Raw genomic sequence first — 11630 nt, 5'->3', positions numbered from 1 at the left:
TTTGCTGCGTAGGGTAAGGACGTGATCGATGCCAAGGACATCGTGCGAGCGGCGGACCTGTTGCATGACGTGGTGGCGCCGACGCCGCTGGAGTACTCGCGCTGGCTGAGTGAGCTGGTCGGCGGCGACGTGTTCCTGAAATGCGAGAACCTGCAGCGCACCGGGTCGTTCAAGCTGCGCGGCGCGTACGTGCGGATGGCGCGGCTGTCGAAGGCCGAGCGGTCGCGCGGCGTGGTCGCGGCGAGCGCGGGCAACCACGCCCAGGGCGTCGCGCTCGCGGCCCAACTGCTCGGCATCAAGGCGACCGTGTTCATGCCGCACGGCGCACCGATCCCGAAGGAGAAGGCGACGCGCGCGTACGGCGCGGAGATTCGCTTCGTCGGCACGTCGATCGACGACTGCCTGCGGGCGGCACACGCGTTCGAGGCCGAGACCGGCGCGGTGCTGATCCACCCGTTCGACCACCCTGACATCGTCGCCGGTCAGGCCACCGCCGGGCTGGAGATCGTCGAGCAGTGCCCGCAGGTCCGGACGATCGTCGTGCCGACCGGTGGCGGCGGCCTGATCGCCGGGATCGCGTCGGCGATGCAACGCGACGGGGCGCCGATCGAGGTCGTCGGCGTGCAGGCCGCGGGCGCGGCGGCGTACCCGGCCTCACTGGCAGCCGGCGAGCCGGTCCAGCTGGCGGAGATGGCGACGATGGCGGACGGGATCGCGGTCGGACTGCCGGGCAAGGTCCCGTTCGAGGCGGTCCAGCAGTACGTCGGGGAGGTGCGCACGGTCGGCGAGGATTCGTTGTCCAAGGCCCTGCTGTTGCTGCTGGAGCGGGCGAAGCTCGTGGTCGAACCGGCCGGTGCCGCCGCGGTGGCCGCCGTACTGGACGAGCCGGAGCGGTTCAAGCCGCCGGTCGTGGTGGTGCTGTCCGGCGGCAACATCGACCCGCTGCTGCTGATGCGCGTCATCCGGCACGGCATGGCCGCGGCCGCGCGGTACCTGTCGCTGCGAGTGCGGATCCCGGACACGCCCGGCGGGCTCGCGACACTGCTGACGCAACTGGCCGGGATGGACGCGAACCTCATCGAGGTACTGCACGAGCGCATCTCGGAGACGCTGAACCTGGACGAGGTCGAGGTGGCGCTGCAACTCGAACTGCGGGGTGAGGACCACCGAGACCGCGTCCTGGCCGGTCTGACCGGCAACGGCTACACGTACACGCTCAACTGACCTGCGGCCGGACGTGGGCGAGCAGGCTGACCAGCATCTTGCCGGGCTCCTCCCAGGGCAACATGTGTGACGAGCGCTCGAACCAGACGGCCTGCTTGTACGGCGCCTTGACCGCCTCGATCCACTCGGCGGTCGGGGCACTCGGCGTCGTGTAGTCGTGCCGCCCGAGGAACATGACCACCGGGATCGGGAACTCGGTCACCCCGGTGAAGTCGACCTCCAACAACTCGTCCAGCACCCGGCCGAGGGTGAACATGTTGCCCTCGCCAATGGTTTCACCCTCGTCGAGGGTGTACTCCGGCGACAGCAGCGGCGCCTGGAAGAAGTAGGTCGAGTCGCTCCGGTACGCCGTCAGGCCGCCGCGGTACTGCGCCCATTCACGCGCGATGATGATCCGGTCCCGGGTCACCGGCTCGTCGCCGGGGTACGGCGCGATCGACGCGAGCTGCTCGAGGGCCTCGGTGTGGTTGTGTTCGCGGGCCTGCTCGACGGCGTATTCGAACGAGAGTCGTTCGTTGGTCCGGGAGTTGATGAACTGGCCGATCCCGACGTACGCGTGGAACAGGTCGGGCCGGGCGAGGGCGGCGTGCGTTGCGATCACGGTGCCCCAGCTGTGACCCATCAGGATCACCTTGTCGACGCCGTACCGCTCCCGGATCTGCTCGGTGAGCTCGATCGCGTCGGCGACGTACTGCTCGATCTTCAGCGTGTCCGCGATGGTGTCCGGATCGACCGTACGAAAAGTCCGGCCGGCGCCGCGCTGGTCGTAGGTGACGACTGTGAAGTACTCCTCGATCGGCCGCTGGAACTGCCACATCACCGGCGAGAGCGGCGACGCGGGACCACCGTGCACGAACAGGATGACCGGGTTCGACCGGTCCTGACCACGGGCGTAGACCCAGTGGTCGATGCCTCCGGCCCGGAGTTGGTACGTCTCCTGGATGCCGTCGGGCGCGACGATGCGGTTCAGGTCCTCGATGACTTCCCGAGCTTCCTCGGCGGTCAGGAGCGGTTCGTCAGTCATTCACCGATGGTAGGGGGCTGACAGCTCTTCACCAGAGGTGCGTGCAGTCGCTCGGCGAGCACTCGGCGCTGGGTCGGCTCGGCCTCTGCCTGAAGGTGCAGACCGTCGTCGGTGAGGCGGACATTGACCGCGCGCCGATCCTCGGGGCACATGTGCCGCTCGACCAGGCCGGCGGTCTCCAGCCGGCCGATCACCCGGGACAGCGCGCTCTGGCTGAGATGGACCGACTTCGCGATCGTCTGCACCTTGGCGGAGTGCTCGGGCAGCTCGGCGAGACGCTCGAGCACCTCGTACTCACTCATGCCCAGCGAGTGGCCGGCCTGCAGAGCCCGATCGAGGGCGCAGGTCAGGTCGGCGTGGCGAGCCAGCAGCTCGCGCCATTCCCTCACATCTGCACTGACATCGGCGGCGGTCTCACCAGGACCGGCGCTGACCTTCGTGGCGGCCATGGAGGGGACCATAGCATGCACGCGCATTCAATGCAAACGCATTTAATGCCTGGACATTAGATGCACACGCATGGAATAGTCTCCCCTCGTGACACAGACAACGCACACCACATCACCGGCCCGGATGACTTGGGACGCGCGCCTGTGGGGCGCCCTCCTGGTGGTCTGCGGCGTGATCTTCCTCGACGGCCTGGACGTGTCCATGGTCGGTATGTCCCTGCCGTCCATCGGCGCCGACCTGGGCGTCTCCCTCTCTTCTCTGCAATGGGTCGTGACCGGCTACGTGCTCGGGTACGGCGGCCTGCTGCTGCTCGGCGGCCGGACCGCCGACCTGCTCGGCAGGCGCCGCGTCTTCCTGATCGCGCTGGCCGTGTTCGCCGCGGTCTCGATGCTGAGCTCGCTGGCCACGAACCCCGAACTGCTCATCGCCGCGCGGTTCGTCAAGGGCGTCGCCGCCGCGTTCACCGCGCCGGCCGCGCTCTCCATCATCACCACGACCTTCCACGAGGGCCCGGACCGTAACCGTGCCCTCAGCATCTTCACCACCTGCGCCGCCAGCGGCTTCTCGATGGGCCTGATCCTCGGCGGCGCGCTGACCGAGGTCGGCTGGCGCTGGACCTTCCTGATGCCCGGCCCGGTCGCCCTGATCGTGCTGCTGTTCGCGATCAAGCTGATCCCGAACAGCCCGCGCGACAACGCTTCCGGCGGGTACGACGTCCCCGGAGCGATCACCGTCACCGGCGGCATGCTGTCTCTGGTGTACGCCGTGGTCGGTGCCGAGCAAGCAGGTTGGGTGTCGGTGCAGACCTTCGGGATGTTCGCGCTCGCGATCGTCCTGCTGGCCGGCTTCGTCGCGATCGAACTCCGGTCGAAGCATCCGCTGGTCCGGCTCGGCATCCTCCGCAACGCCTCGCTCCGGCGGGCGAACCTGGCCATCCTGACCGTCTTCGGCGCGTATGTCGCCTTCCAGCTGATCGGCACCATGTACCTGCAGAACCTGCTCGGCTGGTCGTCGTTCCAGACCGCGCTGGCCTTCCTGCCCGCCGGTCTGCTGGTCGCCACCCTGTCGCCGAACGCGGGCAAGCTGGCCGACCGGCTCGGCACCGAGACGATGATCATCGCGTCGATGGCGCTGTTCGTCGTCGGGTACGCGCTGTCGCTGCGGATCGGTCCGGAGTCGGCGTACTTCTCGACTGTGTTCCCGACGATCATGCTGCTCGGTCTCGGGTTCGCGATCGGGTTCCCGGCACTGAATATCCAGGCCGTGTCCGGGGTCCCGGACCACGAGCAGGGGCTGGCGTCCGGGCTGTTCAACACCTCCAACCAGGTCGGTGGCGCGGTGGTCCTCGCGATCGTGACCGCGGTGATCAGCAGCAGGTCGGACGGCGTGACCACCTCGGCCGGGATGTTGTCGGCGTACAAGCCTGGTCTGGCTGTGGTGACCGGGATCGCGGCGCTCGGACTGGTGGTGGCCCTGACCGGTCTGCGTGGTCTGCGCGGTCGGCGGGCCGCTGAGGAGGCCGAGGCTGCCGAGCTGGCCGCCGTACAGGACGAACTGGCCGCGGAGGAGATGACCCCGGCGGCGTGACAACAACCAGCCCTGTGTGGGCTGTGCACATATGAGAAACCCAGCTGGTGCGGGTCGCGGGCTACTCCCCGGGATCCGCACCGCTGCGTCCGGCGGGATTCCGGGCGATCCCGGATTGGTTTCGACCCGCGGGGATGCTGGACTGGGCGCATGAGCAACCAGAGCGATTACGACCGGCGGGTCAAGGACGTCCTCGACCGGGTCGCCAAGGGCCACCTCTCACCTGAGGAAGCCACCACCCTGATCGCCGCCATTCAGGCCCCGACGACCACCGAGGCTGACGAGCCGGCGCCAACGCCTCCGGTTGCCGAAGACTCGACGAAGGACGCGCCGTCCACGGATTGGCCGGCCGCGGAGGACCTCCCGTCCACCTCGGTCTGGGCCGATGTGGTGGACGCCCCGGACGCCGCCGACACGGCGGCACCCGAGGGCGCCGCGAATGGTGGCGAGGCCGGCGCGACGCCGGGCGGGCGGCATGCTGCCGCCGGGAACGGTGTGCAGGACAGCGTGGTCGACGAAGCTCCCGTCGAAAGCCCCGCGACTGCTGAGAACTCCGGTACCGACGAGATCGAAGAGGTTGAAGAGGTCGAGGAGGTCGAGGAGGAGCACAGCAACGTGCCGATGCCGGCGGGGGTGCAGCGGGTGACGGTGCGGGCGATCGGTCGCCGGGTGCGGTTGATCGGCGAGCCGGCCGTCAACGGCGTCGCGGTGGACGGACCGCACGTGATCAAGCGGGACGGCGACACCCTCGCGATCAGCAGCGAAGGCGACATGGGCGTCTCGATCGACGGGTTCAGCATGCTGCGCAACCCGACCGACCTGAAGTCGCACGTGAACGGCCTCGCCAAGGAACTGTCCATCCGGGTCAACCCCGGCCTGCAGGTCGAGGTCGAGGTGACGGGCGGCAGCGTGCACGCTGAGCGCCTGCCCGGGCTGAGCCGGGTCCGCGTCACCGCCGGTACGGCGAAGGTCTCCGACGTGGACGGCCCGATCGATCTGCTCGTCCAGGCCGGCTCGGCCAATCTGGACGCCCAGCTCACCAAGGGCCGGTCCCGCGTCCGGGTCGAGTCCGGCACTGCGAACGTTGTGCTGCGCCGCGGCTCCGACGTCCGCGTCCACACCGAGGCCCAGCTCGGTCGGGTCACCTGGACCGGCGCGGTCTCCGGCCAGTCCAAGGACGTGGAGATCGGCCGCGGCCGCGCCGCCCTCGACGTCGAGGTCCTTGTCGGCACCGCTCAGATCGCCTCCGACTGATCGACCTGTTGCGTGGCCGGGACGGTGCGCAAGGTGCGGAACGGTGAGAAATAGAGGAACGCGTTGCCGGCCAGGGCCGCCAGACCGGCGATCCACAAGGTCGCGTGCAATCCGAACGCCGTACCGAGCGCACCGCCCAGCAGACTGCCGAGCGGAGCTGCGCCCCAGCTGACGAAGCTCATGGTGGCGCTGACCCGGCCCTGCAGTTCCGGTGGGCACACGCGCTGCCGGGTGCTCACCTGCAGGATGTAGCAGACGATAATGCAGAAGCCGGCGAGCAGCATCGAGACGACGTACCAGCTCACCTGCCAGCCCGGTGCGGTCAGCGCCTGGAGGGTGAATGCGACACCGATGCCCGTCGACGCCAGGAGCAACGTGCGGGCGTCGCCGTACCTGGTGCTGATCTTCTCGGTCACGCCTGACGCCACGATCGCTCCGCCGAGGCCGATCATGCTCAGTACGCCGATGGTGCCCGGCTGCAGGTGAACCTCGCGGACCAGGTAGACGATCATGATCGCGCCGGCGGCTGCCTGGAAGAGCATGGTCGTCGCCGTGTTGAGCGCCATCGGCCGCAGCAGCGGGTGACTGAAGACGTACCGCATCCCCTCCGCGATCTCCCGCTTGAGGTTCGGCCGGGTCGCCTTGGCCGGCTGTGCTTCCGGCGTACGGATCGAGCGAAGCCACAGTGCGGACCACAGGAAGCTCAGTGCGTTCACGCCGATCGTGACTGCCGCACCGAGCCACTGCACGAGTACGCCGCCCGCGCCCGCGCCGATCACAGCGCCGACGGAGTGGTTGGCCGCTAGCTTGGCGTTGCCGGGCAGCAGTTGGTCAGGATCCAGCAGCCGAGGCGGGTAGGTGCTGTGTGCCACGTCGAAGAGCACCGTGAGGACGCCGGTCAGCACCAGTACGACGTACAGCTGCGTGAGACTCAGCACGCCGAACCAGGCGGCGACGGGAATCGTCGCGAAGAGCAGTGCCCGGCCCAGATCGGCGTACACGAGCACCGGGAGACACCGGATCCGGTCGACCCAGGCACCGGCGAACAGTCCGAGTAGCAGCCAGGCGGCCGTCTCGCATGTCCTCAGAAGCGAGACCTGGAGGGTGGACGCGTCGAGGGTGAGAACGGCGAGCAGCGGGATCGCGATCATGCTCAGGCGGCTGCCGAGCTGACTGAGCAGATCAGCGATCCACAACCGCCGGAAATCGGGGTGTCTGAGGATGCTCCGGGAGGTCATGCCGCGACGCTAGGCCGAGACTTGAGTCCTGTCGACTCAACTATCAACAAAGTTGAGTCTGGTCGACTCAATCTGAGCCTGAAATAGATCGGCCAGAAAAGTGTCGAAAGTGTCGGTGGGGTCGGTCAGGATGGTGGCTTGCGTCACATCCAGAAGGGGGATCGACGGAATGGCTGCTGTCGAGGCGACCGGCCTCGTGAAGACATTCAGGACCAGGAAGGACACAGTCAAGGCGCTCGACGGGATCGACCTCGAGGTTCCGGAAGGGACGGTGCTCGGCCTGCTCGGGCCGAACGGGGCGGGCAAGACCACGGCGGTCCGCGTGCTGACCACGCTGCTGAAGCCCGACCAGGGCACCGCCCGCGTGCTCGGCCACGACGTGGTGAAGGAAGCAGACCGCGTCCGCTCACTGGTCGGACTCTCCGGACAGTACGCCGCCGTCGACGAACTGCTGACCGGCCGGGAGAACCTGTGGATGTTCGGCCGGCTGTACCAGCTGAGCAGTCAGCAAGCGAAGCAACGGGCCGAGGAGCTGCTCGATACCTTCGACCTCACCGACGCCGCGGACCGGACGCTGAAGACCTACTCGGGTGGCATGCGCCGCCGGCTCGACCTGGCCGGTTCGCTGATCGCTCACCCACGGGTGCTGTTCCTCGACGAGCCGACCACCGGGCTCGACCCGCGCAGCCGGCTCGACCTGTGGCAGATCATCCGCGACCGGGTCCGTGAAGGCGTCACGATCCTGCTCACGACGCAGTACCTGGAAGAGGCCGACGAACTCGCGGACAGCATCGTGGTCGTCGACCACGGTTCGGTGATCGCCCGCGGTACGGCGGACGAGCTCAAGGCGAAGGTGGGCGGTGAGCGGATCGAGGTCGTCGTTCACGACCCGGCGGACACCACTCGGGCGCTCGAGTTGCTCATCGACTCGCTCGACATCACCGAGCCGGACTCCACCACGAAGGACGAGCACGCGCGCCGGATCACGATGCCGGCGCCGGGCGGATCGAGCGCGCTGGTCGAGGTGATCCGGACCCTCGATGCGGGTGGCATCCGGATCGCCGACATCGGGCTGCGGCGGCCGACCCTGGACGACGTGTTCCTCACCCTGACCGGGCACGAGGCCGAGCAGAAGAAGGAGGAGGGCTCATGAGTGCGGCGGACATCGACGAGCCGGCCAAAGTGAATCCGCTCGGCCGGGCATTCTCCGATGCCCGCATCCTGGCGTGGCGGACGCTCAAGCGGATCCCACGGACGCCGGACATGCTGATCTACGCGACGATCCAGCCGATCATGTTCGTGCTGCTGTTCGCGTACGTGTTCGGCAACGCGATCCCGATCCCCGGCTTCCCGGGTCCGCGAGCGTACCGGGAGTTCCTGATGGCCGGGATCTTCGCGCAGACGATGGCGTTCGCGGTCGCGTCGGCGAGTGTCGGGCTGGCCGACGACATGTCGAAAGGCCTGATCGACCGGTTCCGGTCGCTGCCGATGGCGCGGTCCGGCGTGATCGCCGGGCGGGTGGTCGGCGACGTCGTGTTCAACGCGTTCGTGATGCTGGTGATGGTGATCTGCGGCTTCATCGTCGGCTGGCGCTGGCACCACGGTTTCGGTCAGGCGCTGGCGGCGTTCGGGATCCTGCTGTTGTTCGCGTTCGCGATGCTCTGGGTCGGTGCGCTCATCGGTCTGTCCGTCGGCAGTCCCGAGGTGGCGGCGTCGGCAGGACTGATCTGGCTGTTCCCGCTGACCTTCCTGTCCAACGCCTTCGTCCCGACGCCGAACCTGCCCAGCGGTCTGCAACCGGTCGCCGAGTGGAACCCGATCTCCTCCATCGTCGCCGCGTGCCGCCACCTGTTCGGCAACCCGTCACCCTTCGCCAGCCCCGACGGCTTCCCCGCCCAACACCCGGTCTGGCTGTCCCTCATCTGGTGCGCCGCCATCATCGCCGTCTTCGCCCCCCTAGCCGTCCGCAAATACCGAAGCGCCACCAGCCACTAACCCCCCTGCCTACCCCGAGCCCTCGAGCCACCCCACACCCCCGGCGCGAACGGATGGCGGTGGCGGTGGTTGTCGAGTCGTGGATCGGCGTCGGGATCCAGGCCCGGCGTACACCAACTTCCACGAGTCGGCGATCACCCCGGGGCGAACGGGTGCCGGTGGCGGCGTACCGGTGATTGTGGCGTCTCGGTCCCCGGGTACGCCGGGCCGCTCCCGGTGTGGTCGCGGTGTTTGTCGAGTCGTCGATCGAGGTCGAGATCGAGGCCTGGTGTGCACAGATTTCCACGAGTCGCGATCACCCGGGGCGAACAGGTGCGCGTGGCGGCGTACCGGTGGTTGTGGCGGCCTGGTTCCCGGGTACGCCGGGCCGTTCCCGGTGTGTGCTCGCGGTGATCGCCGTGTCGTGGATTGGGGTCGGGATCGGGGCCCGGCGTGCACCAGATTCCACGAGTCGGGGATGACGCGCGGCGAATGGGTGCCCGTGGCGTGTGAGTGGACGTGGCGGCGGCTCCCGGTCGGGGGATGGGCGGGGGGAGCGTGGTTGAGCGGGACGGTTGCGGCGTCAGCCGGTGGAATGGCGAGCGCCCCGGTGGAGAGATCCACCGGGGCGCTCGAGGCGGGTGGGTCAGCCGGTGAAGGGTTCGGCGGCGACGATCTCGACGGTGACGTCCTTGCCGTTCGGGGCCTCGTAGCTGGCCTTGTCGCCCTTCTTCTTGCCCAGGATCGCCGAGCCCAGCGGGGACTGTGGCGAGTACACGTCGATGTCGACCGACGCGTCCAGGGCGAGCAGTTCGCGGGAGCCGAGCAGGAACGTCTCGACGTCGTCGTCACCGGCGAACTTGATCGACACCTTCATCCCGGGCTCGACCTTGCCGCCGGCCTTCGGGGTCTCGCCGACCCGGGCACGGCGGAGCATGTCCTCGAGCTGCCGGATCCGGGCCTCGATCTTGCCCTGCTCGTCCTTGGCGGCGTGGTACCCGCCGTTCTCCTTCAGGTCGCCCTCGTCACGGGCGTCGCTGATGCGCTGCGTGATCTCGGCACGGGCGGGGCCCTTGAGGTGCTCGAGCTCGGCCTTCAGCTGGTCGTAACCCTCCTGCGTCAGCCAGACAACGCTGTCCTCATCGATCCTCTGCGTCACGGGCTGCTCCTTGTGTCGGTGGGATGGGCAGGAAAAGCTGCTGGCCGCCGTCGTCGACGGCGACCAATCCACTGAGCGTAGCAAGATCCGGCGGAGAACCCCACAGTTCTGCGAGGCCTCAAACGCGGGGAAACCGTTTGCTTGGTGGTTCTTCCCACATCCCGGCGAACTGACCGGTAATCGGTTGCCGGACGGCCGTCCGGAGGTCAGTGCGGCCGGTGCGAGTCCGCGGTCGTGCAGCCGATCAGTACCACCGAGGTTGCGGAGCGTTGCGTCGTCAGCGTCGCGGGCAGGGTCTGGTGCCTGGGGGAGTCGGCCGGGATCGTCAGCGTGAGTTCGCCGACGATGGAGAAGTCGGCCGACTTGGCCTGCAGCCGGCAGTTCGCCTCCACCGACTTGGTCCGGTCCACCTGGATGGTCGCCGTCGCGCTGGTCGCCGACGTCACCTCGAACCGCAGCAACCGCGACGTCACGGGCGGATTCGACCCGACGATCGCCGCCCACGCCAACCACGCCAGTCCGGCCGCGGCCACCACAGCCACCACCCCGATGATCAACGGCCGCCGAGACCGCCGCCCCCGCCCGTACCGCGCATCAAGTTCGGCCGCCGAACTCCCATTTCCTCCTCCATCCCCGCTCCCGCCTGAGCTCGGCGCGAATGCGGCCGGCCCGGTGACTGCCTGGTTGCTCGCGGCTGCGGCAGAGGCGCTGTTGTCCAGAGCCCTGTCATCCAGCGCCTCGATGGCTTCGGGTGGCGTGGAGGGGGTGGTCGGCGTGGGGTCCGTCAAGAGATGTCCAGAGGGGGTCGGTCGTGGGTTTGGTCCGGGGTTGGAGGACCATTGTGTCTTGTGAGTGAAGATCTTCGGTTGTTGCATGTGCACGCGCACCCAGATGACGAGTCCAGCAAGGGGGCCGCTTCGACCGCCCGGTACGTGGCGGAGGGCGTCGAGGTCATGGTGGCCACGTGCACCGGTGGGGAACGCGGGTCGATCCTGAACCCGAAGATGGACCGGCCGGAGGTGCTGGCCAACATCACCGAGATCCGCCGCAAGGAAATGGACACGGCCCGGGAGATCCTCGGCATCGAGCAGACCTGGCTCGGCTGGGTGGACTCCGGATTCCCGGAGGGCGACCCGCCGCCGCCACTGCCGGAGGGCTGCTTCGCCGCGCTCAAGGTCGAGGACGCCGCGGCCCCGCTGGTGAAGCTGATCCGCGAGTTCCGTCCGCAGGTCGTCACGACGTACGACGAGAACGGCGGCTACCCGCACCCGGACCACGTGATGTGCCACCAGATCACGGTGGCCGCGTTCGAGGCGGCCGGCGACAAGGACGCGTACCCGGAACTCGGCGAGCCGTGGCAGCCGCTGAAGCTGTACTACCACCACACGTTCCACCGCGAGCGGATGAAGGCCCTGCACGACGCGATGGTGGCCCGCGGACTGGAGTCGCCGTACGCCGAGCGGCTGAAGGACTGGAAGCCGGACCCCGAGAACGAGCGCCGGATCACCACCCGGGTGGAGTGCGCCGAGTACTTCGAGGTCCGGGACAAGGCGCTGCTCGCGCACGCCACCCAGATCGACCCGGACGGCGGCTGGTTCACCGTGCCGCTGGAGGTGCACCAGGCGGCCTGGCCGACCGAGGACTTCGAGCTGGCGCGGAGCGTGGTCGAGTCCGAACTCCCCGAGGACGATCTGTTCGCGGGGCTGCGCTGACGGCGGGG

Annotated in this window: 11 protein-coding genes; 6 read left to right on the top strand and 5 right to left on the bottom strand. The window is 68.5% G+C overall.

The genetic code is table 11. The features are described 5' to 3' along the window. Positions 1–21 precede the first annotated feature (21 nt). On the top strand, positions 22–1224 hold the full coding sequence (gene ilvA, locus AB0I34_RS08810; protein ID WP_360441779.1) for a threonine ammonia-lyase: 1203 nt from the start codon (positions 22–24) through the stop codon (positions 1222–1224). Here the strand turns inward: ilvA and AB0I34_RS08805 are convergent. Together AB0I34_RS08805 and AB0I34_RS08800 are read right to left on the bottom strand one after the other, a co-directional pair. Then, entirely contained in the window at positions 1217–2248 is a 1032-nt protein-coding gene (locus AB0I34_RS08805; RefSeq protein ID WP_360441776.1) for an alpha/beta hydrolase, read from the bottom strand. The genes ilvA and AB0I34_RS08805 overlap by 8 nt on opposite strands. Further along, positions 2245–2697, bottom strand: a complete 453-nt coding sequence (locus AB0I34_RS08800) for a MarR family transcriptional regulator (protein WP_360441773.1) — start codon at positions 2695–2697, stop codon at positions 2245–2247. The genes AB0I34_RS08805 and AB0I34_RS08800 overlap by 4 nt, the downstream gene beginning before the upstream one ends. Before the next feature lie 88 nt (positions 2698–2785). On the opposite strand from AB0I34_RS08800, the gene AB0I34_RS08795 reads away from it, so the two are divergent. Together AB0I34_RS08795 and AB0I34_RS08790 are read left to right on the top strand one after the other, a co-directional pair. Then, positions 2786–4285: an MFS transporter gene (locus tag AB0I34_RS08795; protein ID WP_360441770.1), complete on the top strand. Its 1500-nt coding sequence runs from the start codon at positions 2786–2788 to the stop codon at positions 4283–4285. 150 nt (positions 4286–4435) lie between these two features. Beyond that, the gene (locus AB0I34_RS08790) at positions 4436–5539 is read left to right on the top strand and encodes a hypothetical protein (protein WP_360441767.1); all 1104 of its coding nucleotides are present in this window, start codon (positions 4436–4438) and stop codon (positions 5537–5539) included. Here AB0I34_RS08790 and AB0I34_RS08785 read toward each other — a convergent pair. Next, complete coding sequence (locus tag AB0I34_RS08785) at positions 5521–6777, bottom strand: MFS transporter (RefSeq protein ID WP_360441764.1); 1257 nt, start codon at positions 6775–6777, stop codon at positions 5521–5523. The two genes, AB0I34_RS08790 and AB0I34_RS08785, sit on opposite strands and share 19 nt — an antisense overlap. A 169-nt stretch (positions 6778–6946) precedes the next feature. Here AB0I34_RS08785 and AB0I34_RS08780 point away from each other — a divergent pair, with 169 nt between their 5' ends. Beyond that, positions 6947–7930 carry an ATP-binding cassette domain-containing protein gene (locus AB0I34_RS08780; protein WP_360441761.1) on the top strand — a complete coding sequence of 328 codons (984 nt, stop codon included), beginning with the start codon at positions 6947–6949 and terminating at the stop codon, positions 7928–7930. Continuing rightward, positions 7927–8772 carry an ABC transporter permease gene (locus tag AB0I34_RS08775; RefSeq protein ID WP_360441758.1) on the top strand — a complete coding sequence of 282 codons (846 nt, stop codon included), beginning with the start codon at positions 7927–7929 and terminating at the stop codon, positions 8770–8772. The genes AB0I34_RS08780 and AB0I34_RS08775 overlap by 4 nt, the downstream gene beginning before the upstream one ends. Before the next feature lie 625 nt (positions 8773–9397). On the opposite strand, the gene greA is transcribed toward AB0I34_RS08775, so the two are convergent. Beyond that, entirely contained in the window at positions 9398–9910 is a 513-nt protein-coding gene (greA, locus tag AB0I34_RS08770) for a transcription elongation factor GreA (protein ID WP_360441755.1), read from the bottom strand. Between the two features lie 206 nt (positions 9911–10116). Further along, entirely contained in the window at positions 10117–10785 is a 669-nt protein-coding gene (locus tag AB0I34_RS08765; protein ID WP_360441752.1) for a DUF4307 domain-containing protein, read from the bottom strand. On the opposite strand from AB0I34_RS08765, the gene mca reads away from it, so the two are divergent. Further along, positions 10759–11622 (top strand): mycothiol conjugate amidase Mca, encoded by an 864-nt coding sequence (gene mca / locus AB0I34_RS08760; protein ID WP_360441749.1) that lies wholly within the window; start codon positions 10759–10761, stop codon positions 11620–11622. The two genes, AB0I34_RS08765 and mca, sit on opposite strands and share 27 nt — an antisense overlap. Positions 11623–11630 lie beyond the last annotated feature (8 nt).

This window comes from Kribbella sp. NPDC050281 (assembly GCF_040655855.1).
Classification (GTDB): Bacteria; Actinomycetota; Actinomycetes; order Propionibacteriales; family Kribbellaceae; genus Kribbella.
The sequence above is the reverse complement of the archived record's forward strand: the minus strand, read 5'-3'. Positions and strand labels throughout refer to the sequence as shown.